At 34.8% G+C, this 24722-nt stretch carries 22 protein-coding genes and 2 pseudogenes; 20 read left to right on the top strand and 4 right to left on the bottom strand.

Annotated elements, in window-relative coordinates:
• The first annotated feature begins 61 nt into the window (after positions 1-61).
• The 11 genes from AC4BBR_RS13920 to AC4BBR_RS13870 all read left to right on the top strand — a co-directional run bounded on the left by AC4BBR_RS13920 (position 62) and on the right by AC4BBR_RS13870 (position 10113).
• Positions 62-658, top strand: a complete 597-nt coding sequence (locus tag AC4BBR_RS13920) for a lactate/malate family dehydrogenase (RefSeq protein WP_490460099.1) — start codon at positions 62-64, stop codon at positions 656-658.
• The gene (locus tag AC4BBR_RS13915; RefSeq protein ID WP_490460098.1) at positions 655-756 is read left to right on the top strand and encodes a hypothetical protein; all 102 of its coding nucleotides are present in this window, start codon (positions 655-657) and stop codon (positions 754-756) included. The genes AC4BBR_RS13920 and AC4BBR_RS13915 overlap by 4 nt, the downstream gene beginning before the upstream one ends.
• Before the next feature lie 56 nt (positions 757-812).
• Positions 813-1538 (top strand): epoxyqueuosine reductase QueH, encoded by a 726-nt coding sequence (locus tag AC4BBR_RS13910; protein ID WP_490460097.1) that lies wholly within the window; start codon positions 813-815, stop codon positions 1536-1538.
• A 741-nt stretch (positions 1539-2279) separates the two neighbouring features.
• Positions 2280-3173 carry a signal peptidase I gene (locus AC4BBR_RS13905; RefSeq protein ID WP_490460096.1) on the top strand — a complete coding sequence of 298 codons (894 nt, stop codon included), beginning with the start codon at positions 2280-2282 and terminating at the stop codon, positions 3171-3173.
• Between the two features lie 73 nt (positions 3174-3246).
• A complete protein-coding gene (locus AC4BBR_RS13900) occupies positions 3247-4494 on the top strand; it encodes a hypothetical protein (protein ID WP_490460095.1) in 1248 nt (415 codons plus the stop codon).
• A 37-nt stretch (positions 4495-4531) separates the two neighbouring features.
• Positions 4532-5266: an LPXTG cell wall anchor domain-containing protein gene (locus AC4BBR_RS13895; protein WP_490460094.1), complete on the top strand. Its 735-nt coding sequence runs from the start codon at positions 4532-4534 to the stop codon at positions 5264-5266.
• Between the two features lie 16 nt (positions 5267-5282).
• On the top strand, positions 5283-6125 hold the full coding sequence (locus AC4BBR_RS13890) for a BsaA family SipW-dependent biofilm matrix protein (protein WP_490460093.1): 843 nt from the start codon (positions 5283-5285) through the stop codon (positions 6123-6125).
• Between the two features lie 13 nt (positions 6126-6138).
• The gene (locus tag AC4BBR_RS13885; protein ID WP_490460092.1) at positions 6139-6759 is read left to right on the top strand and encodes a hypothetical protein; all 621 of its coding nucleotides are present in this window, start codon (positions 6139-6141) and stop codon (positions 6757-6759) included.
• 159 nt (positions 6760-6918) lie between these two features.
• A complete protein-coding gene (locus AC4BBR_RS13880; protein ID WP_490460091.1) occupies positions 6919-9105 on the top strand; it encodes a MucBP domain-containing protein in 2187 nt (728 codons plus the stop codon).
• Positions 9106-9169: 64 nt separating this feature from the next.
• On the top strand, positions 9170-9403 hold the full coding sequence (locus AC4BBR_RS13875; RefSeq protein WP_490460090.1) for a hypothetical protein: 234 nt from the start codon (positions 9170-9172) through the stop codon (positions 9401-9403).
• Positions 9404-9405: 2 nt separating this feature from the next.
• Positions 9406-10113 carry a recombinase family protein gene (locus AC4BBR_RS13870; protein WP_490460089.1) on the top strand — a complete coding sequence of 236 codons (708 nt, stop codon included), beginning with the start codon at positions 9406-9408 and terminating at the stop codon, positions 10111-10113.
• 70 nt (positions 10114-10183) lie between these two features.
• Here the strand turns inward: AC4BBR_RS13870 and AC4BBR_RS13865 are convergent, their stop codons facing one another.
• The 3 genes from AC4BBR_RS13865 to AC4BBR_RS13855 form a co-directional block, all read right to left on the bottom strand.
• Positions 10184-11335 carry a pyridoxal phosphate-dependent aminotransferase gene (locus AC4BBR_RS13865; RefSeq protein WP_490460088.1) on the bottom strand — a complete coding sequence of 384 codons (1152 nt, stop codon included), beginning with the start codon at positions 11333-11335 and terminating at the stop codon, positions 10184-10186.
• Positions 11336-11435: 100 nt separating this feature from the next.
• Positions 11436-12158 (bottom strand): amino acid ABC transporter ATP-binding protein, encoded by a 723-nt coding sequence (locus AC4BBR_RS13860; protein ID WP_490460087.1) that lies wholly within the window; start codon positions 12156-12158, stop codon positions 11436-11438.
• Positions 12151-13614, bottom strand: coding sequence for an ABC transporter substrate-binding protein/permease (locus AC4BBR_RS13855; RefSeq protein ID WP_490460086.1), 1464 nt, complete (start codon positions 13612-13614; stop codon positions 12151-12153). The genes AC4BBR_RS13860 and AC4BBR_RS13855 overlap by 8 nt, the downstream gene beginning before the upstream one ends.
• 223 nt (positions 13615-13837) lie before the next feature.
• Here AC4BBR_RS13855 and AC4BBR_RS13850 point away from each other — a divergent pair, with 223 nt between their 5' ends.
• From AC4BBR_RS13850 to AC4BBR_RS13815, 8 genes and pseudogenes are all read left to right on the top strand, one after another.
• On the top strand, positions 13838-14926 hold the full coding sequence (locus tag AC4BBR_RS13850) for an iron-containing alcohol dehydrogenase family protein (protein ID WP_490460085.1): 1089 nt from the start codon (positions 13838-13840) through the stop codon (positions 14924-14926).
• 168 nt (positions 14927-15094) lie between these two features.
• Entirely contained in the window at positions 15095-16240 is a 1146-nt protein-coding gene (tgt, locus tag AC4BBR_RS13845; RefSeq protein WP_490460084.1) for a tRNA guanosine(34) transglycosylase Tgt, read from the top strand.
• An 82-nt stretch (positions 16241-16322) separates the two neighbouring features.
• Entirely contained in the window at positions 16323-16694 is a 372-nt protein-coding gene (gene yajC, locus AC4BBR_RS13840; protein ID WP_490460083.1) for a preprotein translocase subunit YajC, read from the top strand.
• An 80-nt stretch (positions 16695-16774) separates the two neighbouring features.
• Positions 16775-17056 (top strand): post-transcriptional regulator, encoded by a 282-nt coding sequence (locus tag AC4BBR_RS13835; protein ID WP_490462130.1) that lies wholly within the window; start codon positions 16775-16777, stop codon positions 17054-17056.
• A gap of 188 nt (positions 17057-17244) precedes the next feature.
• The gene (adhE, locus tag AC4BBR_RS13830) at positions 17245-19842 is read left to right on the top strand and encodes a bifunctional acetaldehyde-CoA/alcohol dehydrogenase (RefSeq protein WP_490460082.1); all 2598 of its coding nucleotides are present in this window, start codon (positions 17245-17247) and stop codon (positions 19840-19842) included.
• 92 nt (positions 19843-19934) lie between these two features.
• Complete coding sequence (locus AC4BBR_RS13825; RefSeq protein WP_490460081.1) at positions 19935-20363, top strand: GNAT family N-acetyltransferase; 429 nt, start codon at positions 19935-19937, stop codon at positions 20361-20363.
• Between the two features lie 70 nt (positions 20364-20433).
• Positions 20434-21144 (top strand): annotated as a pseudogene (gene map / locus AC4BBR_RS13820) (type I methionyl aminopeptidase).
• Positions 21145-21264: 120 nt separating this feature from the next.
• Positions 21265-22121: pseudogene (locus AC4BBR_RS13815) on the top strand (VOC family protein).
• 304 nt (positions 22122-22425) lie between these two features.
• On the opposite strand, the gene AC4BBR_RS13810 reads toward AC4BBR_RS13815, so the two are convergent.
• A complete protein-coding gene (locus AC4BBR_RS13810) occupies positions 22426-23229 on the bottom strand; it encodes a helix-turn-helix domain-containing protein (RefSeq protein ID WP_490460080.1) in 804 nt (267 codons plus the stop codon).
• A gap of 116 nt (positions 23230-23345) precedes the next feature.
• Between AC4BBR_RS13810 and AC4BBR_RS13805 the strand changes: the two genes are divergently transcribed.
• Positions 23346-24536 carry an MFS transporter gene (locus tag AC4BBR_RS13805; protein ID WP_490460079.1) on the top strand — a complete coding sequence of 397 codons (1191 nt, stop codon included), beginning with the start codon at positions 23346-23348 and terminating at the stop codon, positions 24534-24536.
• Positions 24537-24722: the final 186 nt, after the last annotated feature.

Here is a 24722-nt window from a genome sequence, read left to right as displayed (position 1 = left end):
GGATTGACGTAAAGGGATTATTCAGCTACGATTAAAGAAAAACCAGATAGCAAGTGTTCAAATGCGTAAGGTAGGAATCATCGGATTAGGGAATGTTGGAGCAACGCTTGCTTACACGTTAGTTTCTGAAAACTTAATCGACGAGCTGGTTTTGATCGATAAGAATGAAAAGCTCGTAATTTCTGAAGAGTATGATTTATTAGATGCGCAAGTTTTTTTGATGGGTAAAACTAAAATCACTATTCAAGGTTATCATGCATTAGAAGATGCTTCTGTTATCGTTTTCTGCGCGGGTACGATGCTAGACACAGCACGCATGAAACAGGCTGTAAGTCGTAACTTGTCTATCGACAGTCGTAATATTGGTGGCTATGTTTATGGTGAATACGGGGATTCACAGTTTGTTGCTTGGTCAAGCATGAAAGTTGGCGATCAACCACTTTTGGCTTGGGACAGAACGCTTGATTTAAAAGAGCTAGATAAAGATGTGGGTACAGGTGGTTGGAAGGCCTTTGCTGGAAAGGGTTATACTAGCTATGGAATCGCAATTTGTGCTGCTCGGCTGATTCGAATGATTTTAAATGACTCAAAAACGATCGTACCCGTTTCTGCATATAGTAAGCAATCAAATATATATATTATGCGCAACCTGCTGTGATTGGAAAAAATGGTGTAGAAGCATTGGTTGATTGTCTATTGTCGGAAAAAGAAAATAATTCTTTAGCAAGCTCCATTAAAATCATCAAAATGGACTAGCTACTGTAACGTTTAACCAATAAATTATAATGTTCTATTAATATGGAGGCAATTCATTGATAAACTTAACAGAAATAACGGAGAAAATGTCTCCAAATCAAAAAATAAATTATGATCGTGTCTTACAACAAGTGATTGCAGAATGGAAAAAAACGGGGATTCGTCCAACGATTTTACTTCACAGTTGCTGTGCTCCTTGCAGTACGTATTCATTAGAGTATTTGACACAGTATGCGGACGTTACGATTTTTTTTGCAAATTCAAACATTCATCCAAGAGCAGAATATCAGCGCCGTGAAATAGTACAGCAGAAATTTGTAGAGGATTTCAATAGGCAAACCAATAATCAGGTTCAATTTTTAGCAGCGGCATATGAACCAAATGAATTTATTCAAATGGTGCATGAAAAAGAATTAACAGAAGAATTAGAAGGTGGGCAACGTTGCTCGGCCTGTTTTCAAATGCGCTTAGACATTGTAGCAGAAAAAGCACAAGAACTAGGCTACGATTACTTTGGCAGTGCTCTAACACTATCTCCAAAGAAAAATAGCCAATTGATCAATGAAATTGGGATAGATATCCAAAAATTTTATGCAACTAATTACCTACCTAGTGATTTTAAGAAAAATAATGGGTATAAACGTTCAATCGATTTGTGTAAAGAGTATGATGTGTATCGCCAATGTTATTGTGGTTGTATATTTGCAGCGACGAAACAAGGCGTTGATCTAAAAACTGTGAATACAGAAGCAAAAAAATTTTTAGCGGAACAAGAAAAATAGTTAATTGAGACAATGATTTCTTAACATGAAGTCGTTGTCTCTTTTTTTGAAAAAGTAACATAATTTCAACTTGTATTGAACAATAGAAAGTAAGAATTACTCCTTATCTAACTTTCAAGGTAAGGTGAACGTATAAAAATGGATCATCGTTTTTTTGAGTAATAGGAATTGTGATTTACCACAGAAACATATTTTAGAGAAGAGTAGAAGAATACTAATATAGAAAGAGCTACATGATTCAATTGCTCATTTCAATGAATTTCGTCGTTTTTTTGATCTATTTTTTTATATTGTATTGGGAAACTTCTATAGATTGTTTATTAAAATTTATTATAACGAAAAAAGTTGTTATTTTTATTTTAAATAAAATAACAACTTTTTATTTTTATTTCTTCGTTTTAAAAAAGGTGTTGTTCTTTTGGAAAAACATTTTATGAATGGAATTATTTCTTTTTATTTGTTAAATTACTTTTTAACTCTAATAAAACCTTTATTTTATTAGTTTTTTTAGATTTAGATCACTTTGAGTAAAATTTGCAGATTTTATTTTCTCAATTAGTAAAAAAATAAATAAAAAAAATCCGAATAGTTATTGACTTATAAAATAACAATGTATATAGTTTTATGTAGATCGTTTATATTTTTTATATGTTCTGTATTTGTTTGCTGATGCTGTTGCATTTTATTATTTGTGACAAAAGCAGCATTAATACGATCTAGAAAAATGAAAGGAGCTTGTGTATGCCAAGAAAAATGCCTATTCAAAAAAGTGAGCGTTCTAAAGGTGAAAAGGCTAGGCAGAATACTCCGAAAAAAAGTTCAGGTTCTCGTACAGATTCTACAAGAGCATACCCGAAAAATGATAGAGCTGGACAACGTGTGGCAAAACCGAGATTGCGTTCATCAGCGCGAAGTTCACATAATGAATTCCCTAGCAAGCATAGAGGTTCTGGTTACTCAGAACCTCCTCGTCAGGTGCGTCCTCGTCGAATTGTTCAAGAACGAAGATTTAATGGGAGAGAACAAAAGCAGAGTACTAAAAGTCCAAGCTTTTTGGTGTTTTCTTTCTTAAGTAATTTGGTATTTTATGGAGTTACAATTGGAATCATTTTGATGTCAGTGATGTTTTCATTCAGTTCAAAGTCGACAGCATCGATTTTTGGTTATCGATTTTATACAGTTCTGACCAACTCTATGGCTCCTCAAGAAAATGGGCCTAAAGGCGGTTTTTATGCTGGGGATATTGTTATCGTTAAACTAACGGATGGCAAGAAAATCAAAAAAAATGATATCGTGACTTTTGCTGTTGGAGATGGTTCACGTTATTTGACTCACAGAATGATGGAACGTAAAGATGAATTGAATGGAGACAAAGGTGATTACCTTATCACTAAAGGCGACGCCAACAAAAGTAACGATCCGCCAATAACTGCAGACCGTGTCCTCGGAAAAGTAGTCTTTGCGGTACCTAAAATAGGTAGCTTAATTGAATTTACTCGAGCAGAATTTTGGGCTTGCCTAGTTTGTATTTTATCATTATATGGTTTTTTCTTAGTACTGAAAGCATATCTATTTTCATCAAAAGAAGAAATAGCTGGGAGAAAAAATGGAAGACGCCTAGCATATGAAAAATGATATTACCACTTTACCTTATCTAACCCAAGGAAAGTGAGAATATATATTATATCTTATAGGAGGATTATTAAGAATGAAGAAGAACAAAAAGAAAAAGTTGGTAGCAGCAGCGTGTCTAGCATTATTGGCCGCCGCCGCAGGCACCTTTGCATGGATCAATTCTCAAGATCAACGAATTAACCGTGTGAAATCTGCCGCAATCAAAGATGGTAGTGTTAGCGTGGAAGAAAATTGGAACCCGAAACCAATTATTCCAGGTACAGATGCAACAAAAGAAGTAGCTATCACAAATTCGGGAAATACGCCAGTTTTTGTTCGTGTTTCATATGAGGAAGTTTTGAAACATTTGACAGAAAAAGGTGCTGTGACTAATCGATCTACAGGGTTTAAAGCTAATGGAAAGCCAACTTTATCAGATGATATCCCCGTTGAATACGATGGAGAAAAGTACAAAGATGTAGGGAGCGGCTACATAGATGTAACAGCTAAAGTAAAAGATAGCTCTGCAGCAGCTCTGCCAGCAGGTGTAAAAGTTTATGCAAAGGGTTCTGTTACTAAAGATCCAGTGACTGGGGATGAAAATACAACGTTTAGTTATTCAGCATTCTTTGAATATGCACCTAGTAAGTATCAAGCGATGGAATCAGAAGTATCAGTAGCTAGCGGAAATACAGTTGGATCACCAATCGAAGCTTGGGACTTTGTGATGTCTAAAGCTGAATATTTGGTTTACAAAGGTGGATATAGCAATAAGGTAGCAAACTGGGCAGCATCTTCTTTAGAAGGGGCTTCAACAGAGGCGACTGCAGCTAAAGCTTCTCTTTTAGGGAGTGCAGGAAAAAAATATGATGTGGATTATGATTACACAATTGCTGCTTTAGGTTTAAGTGCACTTCCAGCAGTTACTCCAGCAACAGCTGCTGATCAAATTCCAGTTGCAAATGCGGAGAAAAAAGGCGTTCAAGTAGATAAAGATGCTTTGGGTGTTAGTGGAATTAAAGTAGAGTATGGCGATGACATGATTACAACCGCAGCACTAGCTAAAGACAAATGGGCTTACAATAAAGAGGATGGGTACTTCTATTTCACAAGCCCAGTTATTTCAGGTGCTACAACACCACATTTATTGAAAAAATTAGTATTTACAAACGATGTAGGAACAGAATTTACAAATGCAACATATGATTTGATTGTAAAAATGGAAGCTATTCAAGCGACTAAAGAAGCGTTAACCGATAGTACTGGTTGGAACTTAAATGGAGCAGATGGTTCAGACACTAAAAAAATTACGACTTATCTGGATGAACAAGCAGCAAGCTAATTTCTAGTGTAAGGAAATTAAAAGGAGGGGGAAAAAGATGATGAAACACCGAAGGCGAAAACGTCTACTATTTCTGGTTTCATACAGTTTATTAAGTGTTTTTATCACTTTTGCTAGTGGAACGTTACTAGCAGTTGCCAGTCAACCCCTTCCTCCAGGGGTGGTCATTGGCGATGAGACTGGAATATCTGCTTCTTCAGAAGGAGAATACTATGTTGATTTGCCAAATGTTTTACCTGGAGAAAGTTATGAAAAAACGATTACGATTCGTAGTATGGATTTAAAAGAACCTTTTGAATTAGGAATCTTAGTAACCCCAGAAGCAGCAAAAGGAGTAATCGATTTTAGTAAACAGATCACATTAACCTTGTTCATTGATGGAAAACAATTATATAAAGGTTCTTTATTGGGGAACGGAGAATTTGATTGGACAGTCCAACCGCTGATAGTAGGAACTTGTGAATATGGTAAAGACCAAATTTTGACTGCGGTATTTGAGATAGATAATAGCCTAACTCTTGAAGATTATAAAGAAGAGAGCCAGTTGCTGTATCACTGGACCTTCATTGCAACAAAAAATCAGCCAAAGACGCCAGATACTAAAGACAGCAATTCAATTTCACCAAATAAATCAAAGTCTAAAGGGATTTTTCCAATGACTGGTGAAGAAATTAAAAATTTGATTTATAAAACGTTAGCAGGGCTGTTATTAGTATTAATTGTAATTTTGTTATGGAAAAAACGTAAAGAAGAACAAGGTAAAGTAGATTAAGAGGAAGGGGAGACAAATGAGTAAAGGAAAAAAACTGTTGAAAATAATTAATCAAAATAAACCTTTTTTAGCTGTTTTTTCTGTATTTTTAAGCTTATTACTGATAGTAGGGAGTACTTACTCTTGGATTACCTATAGTGACGAAAAGATCAATAAAAGTGAGCCTAATACTAAAAAACTTTCTGCAGTAATTGATGAAGTCTTCACCCCAAATCTGCAGTGGGCATCAGGAAAGAGGACTGAAAAAGAATTACTAGTAAAAAATAACGGACAAATGCCCGCCATTGTTCGGATATCATTGTATGAATTTTTTACCCAGTTTGAGCTAGATATGACTGATGGTGCTGGTAATGGTAATCAAAGAATTGTGAGCAATTCAAGCGGATCAGATATAACAATGGAAGATACCACTACTTGGAAAAAAGGCAGTACATATAAGATTACTTCAGAAAAGTACTATGTAGCATCCGAGGTATATATAGGGGACAAAACAAATCCCGAAACGGCCTATGTCTATAAAGGAAGTCGAGCAATCGATGGGCTTAAACACTTAACGATTCAATTTAATGATAATGAGATTTATGATGAAAATAATAAACCAGCATTAGGAATAAAAAAGTATTGGTATTATTCGGATGGGTATTTTTACTATTCAGAAGTGTTGCAGCCACGAGAAAAAACAAAACTACTTATCCAAAGTATTACTTTAGATAGAGGATTACCAAATAAGTATAAGGGGTCTTTATATCAATTAATTCCAGTTATGGATGCTCACGATGTTACAAAATCTCTAATGAAGAACTGGAAAATTTCTTCTGGTTCATATTTGGAAGAGATGTATAGTGAAAAGGTTCATTAGGAGGGGATTAAAGATGAAAACTAAAAAGGAATTTTTCCGTTTTTTTTGGATATTGCCTGTACTTGCTGCATTTTTAGTTATTGGAAGTGTAGCTGCATATGCTTCAATGGTGGTGAGAGATGAGAAAGCAAATCTTTTTCAAATCGGTAATCTTCAGACTGAAGTAAAAGAAGTTTTCACTGAGCCAACAACGATTAAGCCGAATGAAACAGTGATAAAGAAAGTGGCAGTAGAAAATACTGGAACTGTTAACCAGTTTATTAGAGTTATGCTCCATCCTGAAATTCGCATAGAAAGTGGTGGAAGTACTCGATTGTTACCTTCTAAGATTGGAAAAGAGATTCTTTTAGATTTGAATAGTATGGACTGGAAGCTAGGCGAAGATGGTTATTACTACTACTTAAAAGTTTTAAAGTCAGGTGAATCCAATACTACGAAAAATTTGTTTACAGAGGTCAGACTAAAAAATGATTTAGGGATAGAGTATGCTAAAGCGGATTTCAGCTTGATGGTAAAAGTAGAAGCAATTAATTGCGCACAATACGCTTATCGTGATGCATGGTGGCAAGGAGCTGTACCCAATAGCGGAGAGCTACAAACAATTGACAAACAATTAGCCGAACAAGCAGATTAAAGATAGGCAAACATGGAATAATTATTCCATGTGCCTATCTCAATTCAACACTCATGAAATGAGTGTTTTCTAGAAAGAAATCATTGATTTGATAAGTATTGAAAAGAAGGAGATAAAATGAAAAAAAAAATACAGAAATTTGATAGTAGAAAGAACGGAATGAGCCTATTATTACTACTACTTACCCCATTTATTATTAGCGGCTATTTCTTTTTGAATCAAAGTAAGTTGAGAGCCTCTACAGTAGTGAGTAGAGGAGATTTTAGATTAAAGGCTGAAAATAGATGGAGCGGGGATGATAAAAAAAGTTATGCTTATTTAGAGTGGGATGCAGTAAGTGATTTAAGTAAGTCAGGATATCAATTATATCAATCAGAAAATGGTGATACCTGGAATGTACGTTCTTTGAATTATGGAAAGGCGATTAAAGTCTTAAATATTTATCCAAATATAGAAGGATCTAATACATTGAAAAGTTGGATGGATAGTTTAAAATTACAAAATTCTAAAGGAGAAAAATTAATTAATGTTGATGCAACGAGCCAAAAGGACTATGGAAATAATCCCATGGGGTATCTAAAGAATACACAAGGTGATTATCAGTATGACGTAATTATGTTTGGGTCTTGGGATTATAATAATCATTTAGATATTTCCCTTGCAGCTAAAAATGCTACGCAAGAATTTATTAATTCAGGAAGAGGAGTTCTTTTTGGTCATGACACTATTACGCCTAACGATAAAGGTCATACGAATTTTAATAGCTTTGCTAGTCAATTAGGTTTTAAACTGCAAGCAAGCTCTTTTCAACTTGGAAGTACAAATGTAAAAATAACCAATAATGGCTATTTAATGAAGTATCCTTTTGAGTTGCAAAATGATTTAGATTTAAAAATCCCGCTTACGCATACTTGGGGACAAGGGATTTTACCTAATTCAACGACTATAAAATGGCTAGAGTTTAAACCACCGTTTAATTGGAATAAGCCTGGAGATGGTAGTGCAGATGCAACATTTTATTTAGCTACGAATAATAATCTTGGAATGATCCAAACGGGTCATAGTAATGGGACATCTACCCCAGATGAGCGGAAAATCATTGCGAATACGTTATATAATTTAGCTCAGGTTTCTTTCGAAACAACAGCGCAAGATCAAACAGTCAAAGATGATCGAGCCCCGGAGTTAGCGAGCATAGTACAAAAAACAGGTGGTAGTGTAGATAATTTCGAGATTGAAATAGATAGCGTGGATCAAGGGAAAGAGTACCAATGGTACATTGAAGCTGATACAAAATCGAGTGGTTTAAAAAAATCGGATGTTATAAAAGAAACTATTACTAGTAATATAGCTGGTTATTTTTACGAAATTGATAATTCTGCTACGTCAGCCTTAGATATTACTGTGGAAGGGTATAAAGATGAATTTGGTCGTATTTCTTCCAGTCAATATGATATATATGTGGCTCCAATTGGTAATACAAATACTGAAGATCCGAATTATGATCCGATGCAAGACGCTAATTTAGTTAATTATAATACCAAAGGAATAGTCACTGGTATTAATGGAATAACCGATCTAAATAAATATATCCATATAGTGGCAGTTGACCGTTCAAGTAATGTAAGTAAGGTCAAAACAATTAAAATCAAAGATGTGATGAATGAATTTCGTATCTTTGAAAAATATCTTGATACGGAAGGCGTTAAAATCCATCCTGATTCTTATCAAGATGTGCCTAAAAATAGTAACTATGAAAAAGTTTTAAAAACTATTGATAATTATGCAATAGATAGTTACAAAATTGATGCTGGAACAGTTGTACACACGGGACCAGATGAACAAGTATCTATTGAAAAAGTAAACAAAAACTATACAGTAACGTACTATTATAATAAGCTGATACAATTGAATATTAGACAAGTAGTATTGTCAAGCCATAATGAAATAATCATACCAAATCAAGGGTATATTCAGGTTGATAATGGGGAGATAGAGAAAAAAAGTAATTTCTTTAATCTAGCAGTAAATTCAGGTAAAGATACTGAAAATATCGATTATTCGTCGGTGAAATTAGCTAAGAATGGTGGACATCATCAGTTATTATTGACGTTGATGCTCCCAGATTATTACCGTTATAGTGGATATGTCGTTACAACAAATAATAGTCCACATGACAGCAAAGAGAAAATAGCAGACAAAATTGATTTAGATATCAAGCAAAACGCAAATTATTGGCTAACAATATATCTGGAGCCAAGTATTGATCAAAACGTTTCTCCTACCTCATATAGCTGGGACTATGAAAAAAATCAATTAGGAAAAATTGATAATGATGGGATATGAGGAAAGCGCAATTTAAAGTGGGAAGAATGGAATTCCTGACTCTAATGGGAAAGGAAGATGCTTATTGTATTTACTATTAGTTTTTTTAGGGATAATTATTTTTATTCATAGTATACTATTTATCTTTATCATTCAAAAAAATATAGAATTAGTAAATAAAGTTGCTCAGCTTAAGAAACAAAATTTTTCTTTAAAATCCCTTGTGGAGCGAGAACGTTCCTCAAGCAAAAAACTGACAAAGTTTGACCAATTTTCAAATGAACGAAAGACTAAACCAATGAAACGAGGAAGTAGATAATAATGAATTTGGGCTATGCTCATGGAAATAAATTAAATCAGCAACTTGATTTTTTAGAAGCATATGAAGTAGATGAGATTTTTTCAGATGACGACTATAACTATGAAGTACTTCAAGATCCTGAAAGTGATTATCAAGCATTATTGAATTATACGGAGCCAGGTGATTGTTTAGTTATTGCTTTTTTGGAAGTTATCTCAAGAGATTACCAGCAATTGCTTGAATTTTTGAATGAATTAGAAGATTTAGACTTAGATTTAGTTGTATTAACCTCACCTGAGTTGACGCTAGATGATTGGCGAGAAATACTTTCTTGGGTAAATCGAAATGATCGGTTATTACATCCACGTTTGATCAAGCTAAAGTTTAGGCAAGAAAAAATTCGAAATAAAGAAACATATTCTGTATTTAGCAGAGATCCAGAAGCAAAACAATTATATCGTGATATTATTTGGCAATTGGTCGGAAAGAGTAAGCTACGAAAAATCGCAAAACAAAAAGGTATACCAGTTGAAACAATCTATCGAATTCAGCAAGAATTGAAAAGAGTAAAATTAGCAATAATTTTGGCGATTTGCTTTCTTTTAGCTATTGCTACAATCAAAATGACTGAGAATTTTTCAGATAATTTACTGATTCAAATCGTGGTTTGCGTTGTTTCAACATTAGTTATTCTCTACAATACTTTATCAGATAGTGAACAGCAGTAATGAACCATCGAATAAAATAGTTTTGCTTTTTCCGATGGTTTTTTTCAGGAAAAAGCAAAATTATTTTAGTTTAAAAAGTCATTTTTTCGATTCGATCGAATGCTTCTTTTAAAACTGTTATATCTTGCGTTGCTGCTAAGCGCACATAGTTATCGCCGGTAGTTTCACCAAAGGCCTTTCCAGGAATCATCAAAACATTCGTTTTCTTTAAGACCTGTTCAACAAATGGAACCGAAGTTAGACCTGTTTTAGAAATATTAATAAACGCATATATACTTCCTTTGACTGGGTGCAGTGAAAGAAATGAAATCTTAGCAATTCTTTGTTCTAGATATTCCAGTCGATCTTTAAAAACGGAAACAACTGTTGGTATTAGTGTTTCAGAATGGTTTAAAGCATAGATGCCTGCTTGTTGAGAAGGACTTGGGGCAGAGTATGTGATACTTTCATTGATCAATTTTGCTGCATCGTTGATATAATTAGGTGCAATCATATAACCGATACGCCAGCCAGTCATCGCAAATGCTTTTGAAAAACTGCTAAATGTAATTGTATTTTCAGGTGCAAATGTTGCCATTGGTACGAAATCATCATAGAAGCAAAAGGCTTCATAGACTTCATCAGAAAGAATATAAAAATCATGTTCAATCGCTAAATCAGCAATAGCTTTGAATGTTTCAGAAGAAAAAACAGCACCTGTCGGATTATTTGGTGAATTAATAATAATTGCTTTGGTTTTATCTGTGATAGTTGCTTTTAACACATCGATATTAAGTTGAAAACCCTCTTCTTCATAAGTTGGAACGAATACTGGTTTACCTCCAGCAAATAGAACTTGGTCTTTATACGGTGAGAAATAAGGTTCGTGAATGATTACTTCATCTTCAGGATCTAGTAAGACCTGTAATGTTAGGTACATGCCATGTAATGCACCAACTGTTGCACGTACTTGGTTGGTTTGAAAAGATAAACCATATTGTTTTTGATAAAAATTTATCACAGTATCAATGAATTCTTGACTACCGCCAGATGCAGTGTATTTTGTATGACCCTTTTTAACATCTATAAAAGCTGCTCCGATGATTCGCTCATCTGTAATTAAATCTGGATCACCAATCGATAAATCCAGTAAATCGGGCACTTGCTTCGCTAATGTAGAGATATCCATTAAGATATTCTCAGCGGGTTGCTGATGCTTTTTTGCAATGTTTGAACGATCCATGCTTTTACCTCCAATTACTTGTGCTTTTTAGTCATTCTATACTATTTTTTTAAGAGGGCAAAGCAAGTTTATTTGTCCTTGCTTTGCCCTCTTTCGATTTTTACAAAACTTTTCTTAAGAAATCCTGAGTTCTTGGGTTTTTCGGTTGGCCGAAAATCTCTTCTGGTGTGCCTTCTTCCTGAATGATTCCCGCATCCATGAAAATCACACGATCGGCCACTTCACGGGCAAACCCCATCTCATGTGTTACAACGACCATCGTCATACCTTCAACAGCTAAAGCTTTCATAACAGCTAATACTTCACCGACCATTTCTGGATCTAGTGCAGAAGTTGGTTCGTCAAAGAGCATCACATCAGGATTCATTGCCAATGCACGAGCAATTGCCACCCGTTGTTGTTGGCCACCTGATAAGCTTGAGGGATAGCTTGCAGCTTTATCTTTTAGGCCGACTTGTTCTAACAGAGCGAACGCTTTTTCTTTTGCTACTTCGACGGTTTCTTTTTTGACTTTGATTGGACTGAGTGTTAAATTATCCAAAACTGTTTTATGAGGGAATAGATTGAAATTTTGAAATACCATACCCATTTTTTGGCGAAGTGTATCAATATCTGTATCTTTATCCAATAAATTTTTTCCTTCAAATTCGATCGTTCCGTCTGTTGGTTGTTCTAATAAGTTCAAACAACGTAGAAAGGTACTTTTTCCGCTGCCGGAAGGGCCGATGATCACGACAACTTCTCCAGCATTTACATCTAAATCGATGCCTTTTAAGACTTCATTTTTCCCGAAGGTTTTGTGCAAGTTTTTAATATTAATCACTAGTGCTCATTCTCCTTTCAGCAACACCTAACAGGCGCGAAATAGTAAAGGTTAAAACAAAGTAAATCAATGATACTACGAGGTATGGTAAGAATGGTTTAAAGCTGGCTCCTTGAACATTGCCGGCTTGGAAAATCAATTCTGAAACCCCGATAACCGAAACGACAGAAGATTCTTTGATTACAGTAACAAATTCATTTCCTAAAGCAGGCAAGATATTCTTGATTGCTTGCGGTAAAATGACATAGCGCATTGCTTGGGGTTGGTTCATACCAAGAGAACGTGCTGCTTCTAATTGTCCCTTGTTAACGGCGTTGATTCCGGCACGAACGATTTCAGCAACATAAGCACCACTGTTTAAAGCAAGAGCGATACAACCAGCAGCAATTTTAGATAGATCAAGACCTAAAACTCCTGTACCGAAATAAACGATAAAGATTTGAACTAATAAAGGAGTTCCGCGAACATATTCAATATAGCAGATTGCAATACCACGTAAAAATTTTGATTTAGATAACTTCATTAAAGCAAGCAAACCACCTAAAATTGCTCCAAATAATACACCCATGAAGGCTAAGAAAATTGTATAACCAGCACCGCTGATATAGAATTTTCCGTATTTTCCAAGGAAGCTTTCATCATCAGTAAACATTAATTTCCCAGCTTCTTTTTTATAACCATCAAGTAAGTTATTGTCATTGATCGTTTTGATTGAAGCATTGACTTTTTGTTCTAAAACAGGCGCATTTTTAGGAATAGCAACGGCCGCATCCTTTTCACCTTGTTCAAATGTAACATCTGCAAATGTCAATTCTTGATCACGATCAACGTAAGCTTCTGCAACAGGACCTTCTAAAACAGCAGCATCCACTTTTTTATTTTTTAAGTTCATGATGATGTCTGGTACTTTTTGTAAAGAAGTTGGAATTGAACCAACAAGTTCTGTTTTTGCCAATTCTTCTTGAGTAGTTTGTTTTTGGACGCCAACTTTTACACCATTGAAGTCTTTTGTTGATTGGAATTGATCGTTGTCAGATTTTCTAACAACTACTTTTTGTTGAACGGTCATGTAAGGCGTTGAAAAATTAACTTCTTGTAATCGTTCAGGTGTTGGCGCCATCCCTGAAATGATCAAATCGATCTTACCTGTTTTTAAGGCACCTAATAATGCATCAAAACCCAACTCTTCGATTTTTAATTTAACACCAAGATCATCTGCGATTTTTTGTGCGATTGAGATGTCAAAACCAACGACTTGGTCTTTGCCGTCAACATCTGCATGAAATTCATAAGGTGCATAATCAGCGGACAGACCAACAATGAGTTCACCACGTTTCATAATGCGATCATAGACTGGATCAGGTTCTTCCGCAATTGCTGTAGTTACAGGAATAAAAGTGAGTAGTATCAGCAATATAGGGACAATAAGTGCTAAGGTTTTTTTACATAATTTCATTTGTTCTTCTCCTTTATGATAGAGTGATAACAGTTGAGTAAGCACAACTACCTAGATTTTCAATAAATATTCTAAAAACAGTTGATAAATGTATAAAAATTTATTGTTTTTGGATGTGTTTTATCATATCATAGATTAAGGGAAAGGAAAAGTGAATTTTATCAAAGAATTTAAAAATTTCACTTTTGCATAAAAATTAGTAAAAAATGAAAGGTCGAGAAGAATGAATCAATCATTGATAGTAAGAGGAGCGCCGCAAGAATATGAATGCCGAGTTGGTGCGTGGGATGATTTAGAAGAACATTTAAATAGAAGAAAGATCAAACGAGTAATGGTTTTACACGGGAAAGATTCATGGGAAGCAGCTAAACCTTATTTTCCTACATTAATGAATATAGATGCACACTTTACCTATTACGGAGGAGCATGTACAGATGAGCAGACGATAGCTTTAAAACAAATGTTTGAACACGAGCAGCTAGAAGGAATCATCGCTGTCGGAGGTGGAAAAATTGCTGATTTAGGTAAAGCTATAGCGAATCAGTGTAATACGCCTGTCTTGATTTTACCAACGTTAGCGGCAACTTGCGCTGCGTATACTCCATTAAGTGTAATCTACAAAAATAATGGCGCTATGGATCGCTACGATGTGTTTTCACAAAGCAACTCCCTGGTTTTGATCGAGCCTAAAGTTATTTTACATTCACCGATCGAGTTAATGATTGCAGGGATTGGCGATACTGTAGCTAAATGGTACGAAGCAGATGCAATGATCTCACAATTAGAAGTACAGCCGATCGAAATCCAAGTATCTGCTTTTGCAGCAAAAAAATGCCGAGATGTTTTGCTTTCTGACAGTCAAGAAGCGCTTGCAGCCATGGAGAGAAAAGAAATCAATCAAGCTTTTTTGAATGTTGTAGAAACGAATATTTTACTTGGCGGAATGGTTGGCGGATTCGGTGATGATTACGGGCGAACATCTGGCGCTCACTCAATTCATGATGCGTTGACTATTTTACCAAAGAGCCATCAACAGCTTCATGGTAATAAAGTGGCTTACGGTGTTTTGGTTCAGTTAGTGATCGAAAATAAATGGGCTGAAATCGAGCAACTAATTCCGTTTTACCGTGCTCTTAATTTGCCAATCTCTTTAAAAGAAATGAAGATGCGCTTATCAGAGGATGAGTACCTGAGGATTGCTGAACGTGCTGCTGAGCCGCATGAAACTATTCATTATATGAAAGAAAAGATTACGCCAAAAATTGTAAAAACAGCAATGATCGAACTTGAAACAGCAATGAGTAATAAATAAGTAAACTTAAAAAGAACAAAAGAAACTGGAGACTAAAGATTTCGAAATTTTATCTCCGGTTTTTTTATCTAAGGATATCCTAAAGAAAGCCTGTAAAACCTTGCAAATACGAATAAAAAAAAGTATGATGAGGAAAGTGTAAATTTACAAAAGAAAGTAGGAGAATGAATGTCGGAACCAGCCATTCGTTATCGTTTAATAAAGAAAGAAAAGCATACAGGCGCCCGTTTAGGGGAAATAATCACACCTCACGGTACTTTTCCAACACCGATGTTTATGCCTGTAGGAACGTTAGCGACAGTAAAAACAATGTCACCAGAAGATTTGAAAGAGATGGGCGCAGGAATTATTCTGAGCAATACGTATCATTTGTGGCTTCGTCCTGGAGATGATTTGATTGCAGAAGCAGGCGGCTTACATAAATTTATGAATTGGGACCAACCAATCTTAACAGATTCTGGCGGTTTTCAGGTATTTTCATTAAGTGATATGCGTAAAATCACAGAAGAAGGTGTTCATTTTAGACATCATTTGAATGGATCGAAATTATTCCTTTCACCAGAAAAAGCCATTAACATTCAAAATAATCTAGGCTCTGATATTATGATGAGTTTTGATGAATGTCCGCCGTTTGATGAAAGCTATGATTATGTAAAGAAATCAATCGAACGCACCTCACGCTGGGCAGAACGTGGCTTGAAAGCTCATGGTAATCCAGATCGTCAAGGATTATTTGGCATCATCCAAGGTGCCGGTTTTGAAGATTTACGTCGTCAAAGTGCGAAAGATTTAATCAGTATGGACTTTCCGGGGTATTCTATCGGTGGTTTATCTGTGGGTGAACCTAAGGCTGAAATGAACCGTGTGCTAGATTTTACAACGCCTTTGATTCCTGATAATAAACCAAGATACTTAATGGGTGTGGGAACAGCGGATTCATTGATCGATGGTGTGATTCGTGGGATCGATATGTTTGACTGTGTATTGCCAACTCGAATTGCTAGAAACGGAACTTGTATGACATCTAAAGGTCGTCTTGTGGTTAAAAATGCTCAATACGCTAGAGATTTCCGTCCCTTGGATGAAAAATGTGATTGCTACACGTGTAAAAATTATACACGTGCTTATATCCGTCACTTGATCAAAGCGGATGAAACATTTGGGATTCGTTTAACCTCTTATCATAATTTATATTTCCTATTAAATGTAATGAAACAAGTTCGTCAAGCGATAATGGACGATAATTTACTAGAATTTAGGCAAGCATTTTTTGAAGAATACGGCTTCAACAAAGAGAATGCGAAAAGTTTCTAAAAAAATGATCAAAAGACTAGTGTTGTACAAGAAATTTTGTTACAGTAAACTAGTGATTATAGGATAGAGAGGTGAATAGATAATGGGCGGAGGACTTTCGTTTATTTTACCATTAATTCTTTTAGCAGGATTGATGTTTTTTATGACTCGTTCGCAAAAGAAACAACAAAATGAACGTCAAACACTTTTGGATGCAATGAAAGTGGGTGACGGAGTTGTAACGATTGGTGGATTACACGGTGTAATTTCTGAAATCGACAATGATAAAAAAACTGTACTGATTGATTGTGAAGGAATTATCCTTGAGTTTGATCGTGCAGCAATTAAGACTGTAAAACCAGGTACCATTGTTACAAATGACAATGATGTAACTGTAGTTGAGACGAAAGAAGAACTAGTTGTTGAAGAACCAATTGCAACAGAAACTTCTGATAACAACGAAACGAAAGAATAAATTCCAGCTTGCTGGGATTTTTTCTTTCTAAACGGATAAGAAAACAACATAGATTATTTTTTAGAAAGAAGGAGAAAGCCATCGAAAAGCTATCCTGGCATCAAAAGTTTTTATTAAAAAAAGAATTAAAAGTCAAATGCCAATCTTTTCACCAACTTGGTTATTCTTCAGTCAACGAAACTGAATTAATGAACTATCTTGTTTGTTATCGTTGGAAGAAGAAATCCCCACTATCGATTAAAGCTTGTCGAGAAGATATTTTACATATTAAGCCAAATGAATTTTTTGATTATCAACAATTAATTGCTCAAACAAGTAGTTTAACAGTTAACGATTGGCATGATTTAACGGATCTATTCTAAGTTAAGAATAGGTTTTTTTTTTTTTTGCTAGATAAAAAACACTTGTGTAGCTAATTGAAAAATAATTTGAATAAATGTGAAAAAAATCACAATAAAACTATTTACAATGAAATAATAATGTTGTATGATGTGTATGTGAATTAATTAACAAACAAAAATAAATCATTTATTTTTCTAGGAGGATCACAATGGCTAAAACAATGAAGAAAGAAGATACTAAAACGACTGATGTAACAGCTATGATCGACGAGTTAGCAAAAAAAGCAAATGTTGCTTTAAAAGAAATGGAAGACTTCGATCAAGAAAAAGTTGACCACATTGTGCACCAAATGGCAATGGCTGCTTTAGATCAACATATGCCTTTAGCAAAAATGGCTGTCGAAGAAACAGGTCGTGGAATTTACGAAGATAAAGCAATCAAAAACATGTATGCTTCTGAGTATATTTGGAACAGCATTAAACATGATAAAACTGTAGGTGTGATCAATAAAGACGACCAAACAGGTTTGATCGAAATCGCTGAACCAGTGGGAGTGGTTTGTGGAGTTACACCAACAACAAACCCAACTTCAACAACGATTTTTAAAGCATTGATCTCAATCAAAACACGGAACCCAATCGTATTCGCATTCCATCCAAGTGCTCAAAAATGTTCTGCGGAAGCTGCTCGCATTGTTCGTGATGCAGCCATTAAAGCAGGCGCTCCTGAAAACTGTGTGCAATGGATCGAACAACCTTCATTAGAAGCGACTTCCGGTTTGATGAATCATCCTGGAATTGCGATTGTTTTAGCCACTGGTGGTAGCGCTATGGTGAAATCAGCGTATTCAACTGGTAAACCAGCTTTAGGTGTTGGACCAGGTAATGTTCCTTCATATATTGAAAAAACAGCAAAAATCAAACGTGCAGTTAATGACTTGATCGTGTCTAAATCATTCGATAACGGTATGATCTGTGCTTCTGAACAAGCTGTGATCGTAGATAAAGAAGTATATGCAGCTGTTAAAGCAGAATTTGAAGCACATCAAGTGTACTTTGTTAAACCAAACGAATTACAAAAACTAGAAAATGCAGTAATGAATGAAGGGAAATATGCCGTTAATCCAGCAATCGTTGGGTACTCTGCTGAACATATCGCAGAACTAGCAGGCATCAAAGTACCAAAAGGCACAAAAATCTTAATAGCTGAACTTGAAGGTGCTGGAGCGGAATACCCGCTTTCTCGTGAAAAATTGTCTCCAGTTTTAGCTATGATGAAAGCAAAAAATACAGATCATGCCTTTGACCTATGTGAAGAAATGCTTGAACTAGGCGGTTTAGGACATACTGCTGTGATCCATACAGAAGATGAAGATCTACAAGTGAAATTTGGTTTACGCATGAAAGCTTGTCGTATCTTGGTAAACTCTCCGTCAGCAGAAGGCGGAATCGGGAATATCTATAACGAAATGATTCCTTCATTAACATTAGGTTGCGGATCTTACGGTAAAAACTCAGTGTCTAAAAACGTATCTGCTGTTAACTTGATCAATGTCAAAACTGTAGCGAAACGGAGAAATAATATGCAATGGTTTAAATTACCGCCAAAAATTTTCTTTGAAAAAAATTCATTACAATATCTACAAAAAATGGAAAATGTTGAACGTGTGATGATCGTTTGTGATCCGGGAATGGTTCAATTCGGATACGCAGATACAGTTCGTAAAGAATTGCAAAAACGTAAAAATGACGTTCAAATCGAAGTATTTTCAGCTGTAGAACCAAATCCATCAACAAACACAGTGTATGCTGGAACAAAAGTCATGGTTGATTTTGAACCTGATACAATTATCGCATTAGGTGGCGGCTCTGCAATGGACGCGGCTAAAGGCATGTGGATGTTTTATGAGCACCCAGATACAGAATTCTTTGGCGCTAAACAAAAATTCTTAGATATCCGTAAACGTACGTACAAAATTGAAAAAGCAGTTAAAACTCAGTTTGTATGTATCCCAACAACATCAGGTACAGGATCAGAAGTAACACCATTTGCCGTTATTACAGACAGTGATACGCACGTAAAATATCCACTAGCTGACTATGCATTAACACCAGATGTTGCAATCATCGATCCACAATTTGTAATGTCAGTTCCAGCTTCTGTAACAGCTGATACTGGTATGGATGTTTTAACGCATGCAATAGAGTCTTACGTTTCAGTAATGGCTTCTGATTATACTCGTGGTTTAAGTTTACAAGCAATTAAATTAGTCTTTGAACATTTAGAAAACTCAGTGAAACGTCCAGATGCAGAGAGTCGTGAAAAAATGCATAACGCATCAACAATGGCTGGTATGGCTTTTGCCAATGCATTCTTGGGAATTTGTCACTCAGTAGCACACAAAATTGGTGGAGAATATGGGATTCCTCACGGACGTACAAATGCGATTTTATTACCGCATATTATCCGTTACAATGCTAAAGATCCTTCAAAACATGCAATGTTCCCTAAATATGACTACTTCCGTGCAGACACAGACTACGCTGATATTGCGAAATTCTTAGGTCTTAAAGGAAAAAATACAGCAGAATTAGTGGATGCATTAGCAACAGCTGTTTACGATTTAGGTGTATCTGTTGGAATCGATATGAACTTGAAAGCACAAGGTGTAACACAAGAAATTCTTGATTCAACGGTTGATCACATGGCGGAATTAGCTTACGAAGATCAATGTACAACAGCAAATCCAAAAGAACCATTGATCAGTGAATTAAAACAAATCATCATTGATGCCTACAATGGTTAATTAAAAAAGTGCGAAGAGCAGCGTAAAAGTTGCTCTTCTTTTTTTATGAAAAAGAGCATAATGAAGATAATCAAAAGCGGAGGGGATAGATAATGACAATTAGAGAAGCAAAACTAGAAGATATTGAAGCGATCAATCAACTAAATACGTACCCATTAAATCATGAATATCCATTGGAAGATGCCAAAAAACAGTTAAGTTATCTACTTTCATCACCGGTTAATAAATTATTTGTAAAAGAAATAGAAGGAAAAGTAGTTGGATATATTCAGCTAAGTGAATATGTATGCACCTACGGCCCCAGATTGATGAATGTTCTGGCACTTGTGGTGGGAGAAGAAATACAGAGAAAAGGAGTAGGGAAATCACTATTAAATTATGCAGAACAATGGGCAAAAGATAATGATGTGCAAGGTATCCGTTTAAACTCAGGAATAGAGCGCACCGAAGCTCATAAATTTTATGAACATCAAGGTTATGGAAAAGTGAAGAATCAAGTGAATTTCAGAAAATTATTTTAACCTAAATAAATCGAATCAAGGAAAGAGAAGATAAATGGTTACACTAAAATGAAAAAGAGAAATAGGTAAGATGGCAGAATCAGGCGCCTTATTAGCAGATGTGTACAAACAATTACGTACATTTATCAAACCTGGAATTACAAGTTGGGACAACGAAGTATTTGTTCGTCATTACATTGAAAGTCATGGTGGAGTGGCTGCGCAAATTGGAGTTGAAAATTATGAGTATGCAATGTGTTGTAGTATCAACGATGAAATCTGTCATGGTTTTCCGAGGAAAAAAATTAAAAGACGGAGACTTGATTAAAGTCGATATGTGTATTGATTTACATGGTATTATATCAGATTCTTGCTGGTCTTATACAGTGGGAAGTGCTACAGATGAAACAAGACATCTAATGGAAGTCAAAAAAAAACTTTATATTTAGGCATTGAACAAGCTCAAGTTGGTAATCGTTTTGGCGATATTGGTCATGCGATTCAAACGTATGTAGAGTCAGAAGGCTACAGTGTTGTCATAGCAAACGGAATTGATCCAACAATTCATGAAAAGCTATTTTTCGCTCATTATGGAGAGCCTGGTAAGGGTATACGACTAAAAGAAGACATGACAATAACGATAGAGCCGATGGTCAATGCTGGTTTATGGCAAATGGAACCAAAATGTTGGACTGCTAAGACAAAAGACGGTAGCTTAAGTTGTCAATATGAACATAGTTTAGCGATTACGAAAGAAGGGTCAGTGATTTTAACCTCGCAAGGTGTGGAAGGCAGTTACTAATAAGAGAGGTGTTCTTGGAACAAAATAGAAAACGAGCGTTGCTTTTTCGAATAGATCAGTTGGTGTATATAATGGCGTTAAAGTATCAGGCTTATTCTATTCAAGAAAGGATGATCGAAGATGTCCAAATTTTCTCCATGTTTATGGTTTGATGGAAAAGTAGAAGAAGCTGCTGAGTTTTATGTGAACGTATTTGAACAAAGTAAAATCAATCAGGTTGATTACTATGTAGACGGTACCAATCTAAAGGATCCGTGCTGACGATATCGTTAACACTTGCAGGACAAGAAGTTATTTTGCTAAATGGTGGACCAGAATTTAATTTTACACCCGCAATTTCATTTTTCGTAGAATGTGAGACAGAAGCGCAAATCAATCGTTTATGGGAGAAGCTAAGTCACAAAGGTGAAGTATTGATGGAATTTAGGGGTTATTCTTTCAATAAGAAATACGGTTGGTTAAAAGATCAGTATGTTGTTTCATGGCAGCTGATCTTAGGGGGAACGCCACAGTCGATTACACCAAGTTTTTTATTTACTGGAGAACAGTTTGGAAAAGCGGAAGAGGCGATGAATCAATGGATTGAGATTTTTGGTGAAGGTCAAATCAAATATGTTCAAAAAAATCTGACGGAACCGTAGCACAAGCATTATTTACAATACATGAACAATCATTTCGAGTGATGGATAGTGATGAAGTGCACAAATTTTACATTTACGATGGCGACGTCCTTGTATGTGTATTGTAAGGATCAAGCTGAAATCGACCGATTGTGGAATACGGTAACTGCCAAAGGAAAAGAATGGTCATGTGGTTGGATGGAAGATGAATACGGTATTTATTGGCAAACTGTTACTGCGGATATGGACGAACTGTTCGATAGTTCTGATCCAGATCGAGCATATCGGGTGAGGCAGGAATTGTATAAAATGAAACGAATTGAGCTAGCTGTTTTGAGGAAAGTGTATGAGGGATAGGAGGATTTTTTCTCACGTTTAGACTGAGAAGGAACAGAAGTGTTTAGCTTCAAGAAATAAAAATAAGTTCATAAAAATGACAAGAAATATGGAATTTTCAATTTCGATGGTGAATGATTCCTAATAGGTGTTCTTCAAGTCTTAGTGCTTTAGCACTTAGAATTTGATAGGATCGAAACGAAGTATAGCATTTGTTTCTTTTTTGACCATTTATTCGTATTTAGGGTGTTGAACAAAACTGAATTTCAGTTTTGTTCAACATTTTTTTATAGATTGTATTATCTGAAAATATAAAATCTTATCATTATTTTAGGTGTCTATTTAAAATAGTTACCTTATTTTGATAACCCAAATCAATTAGTTTATCAAATAAATGTTTCGTTTGATTTGTCTGATTTAAAACGAGACAATCAATAAGTAGTTCTTGAAAAAGAAGATTTTTTCTTTGGGCATCTTTTTTTCCATCAAGTAAAACTTTTTTTGCGTATTCCCAATGATTTTCTTTGATAAGCTGCATTCCGTAATTCAAAGCCAAATGAACTTTATACTCTTTAGATATTGTAGAAACATCTTGTTGAGCTAGTTTTTTAATAACTTTTTTATAGAGAATTTGATTTTCTGAAAAATCAAATAAGGATAGAAAATTATTGTATAGTTGAAGCTCTCTTTTGAACCATTGATCGCTTTTGAAAAGAAGAGGCTTGATATAATTTTTAATTTCTTTAAGTGTGAGTATTGTTTCTAATTCGTTTTTAATTAATACATATTGTGATAATAAATATAATTCGAAATAGTTGTTAGACATTCTTTTCACATTTGAGATTTTTTCATTAATTACGTTTAAATCATCTGTAGTTCCGTAATTTTCTGAGGCAACAAGTTCATTATATAGCAATTGATAATAAATATCTGTTTGTTCACTTAAAGCTAAAAACTCATCGATAGTCACGTTTAATCGGTTTAATAATTGTATAACTTTGTCGAATGCTGGGATATAATGACCATTTTCAAAATTAGATAAGTTTGATCGTGACATAATGCTAAGAGCGAGCTCAGACTGTGAGATACCTTTTGATTTTCTAATAGATTTAATTGTTTTTCCGTACATCATACCTTCTCCTTTGTTAGTATTCTAACAAAAAAAATAAGACGAGACAACTATCGTTTATACTGAAAAAAGATTGTTACTTTGTTAGAAAATAAAAGATAATAGGGGAGTTTCTTATGTCAAAAATTTCAAAATCAGCTGTCATTTTATTAGTTGGAACACTATTTTCTCGAATAGCAATGTTTATGAGTATTCCATTTCTAGCTATTTATTTAAGTGATGTCGCCATGTTGTCTCCCACACAGGTAGGCTATATCATTGGTATTAACCCATTGGTGAATGTACTGTTTTCATTAATAGCAGGTAAATTAATTGATCGTGTGCAAGCGAAAAAAATGTTAGTCATAATACCAATTATTTGGGGTGTTATTTTTATACTCTTTTCTTTCGCTAAAAATTTCCAAGATTTTATGATACTTAACGGACTAAATGGACTGTGTTATGTAATCTATGAACCTTCATGTAAAAAATCTTTGAGTTTATACACTGAAAATAAATCGAAATTACTTATTTTCAATTTGCGTTATGCAACCATCAACGTTGGAGCAGTAGTAGGACCGTTATTGAGTATGACATTGGGATTTAAATACACAATTAAACCTTATGCAATTTTGGGGATTATTTATATTTTTGTTGGACTAACTAATTTGCTTTTAAGAGAAACAGATAGGTCGAATAAAAGCAAAATTGATCATAAAGCTATAGAAGTAGAAGCTAAAAAATCTATTATTTTTGACAAAAACTTTAAACAACTAGTTTTATTAATAATTGGAGTAATGTTTTCCTATTTTGGTTATTCTCAATTTAATTCTACGATTTCGCAATATTTATCTCATGGTGCTACAGGAGGTATGAAAATGTATAGTTTCTTATTATCATTCAGTGCTTTAGCTATCATTATTTTTCAATTTCCAATGATACATTTGATCCAAAAAATTCAATCTACTTATGTTTTGATAGCTAGTAATATTCTGTTTGCTAGTTGTTTACTGATGGTTAATTTTTTTCCAAACTACGTTTCATTGCTAGTTTTTACCCTGTTATATTCTGTTGGAGAATTACTTTTAGGTGCACGATTTGATTATGCCGTTGATCAAATTGCAAATGAACAAAATAAGGGAGCCTTTTTTAGTTGGTCAGAGCTAATTAAAATTGGTTCAACTATGGGACCTATAGTTGGAGGATTACTTATCAGCAATTTAGGTTGGGAACAGCATGTACAAATATTTGGCATTTTAGGTGTGGTTACTATGATGGGATCAATTTTTATTTTATATTCAAAGGTTGGTGAAGACCAACGTTCTTAGTGTATTAGAAGTTGGACAAACATTTTTTTAGTCATCGCGGTTGTGCTTTTTTAAACAATTGAAAGATAAAAGCTTTAGTAACACTGGAGATCAACAATTCTCCCTAACTTGCAGAATAAGGTCTATTTTAAAAACCTTGTCATAGGATAAATAATTTATGACAAGGTTTTCTATTTGCAAATAATT

Source organism: Enterococcus sp. AMC1251 (assembly GCF_058216535.1).
This window is presented reverse-complemented; position numbering and strand designations above follow the sequence as displayed.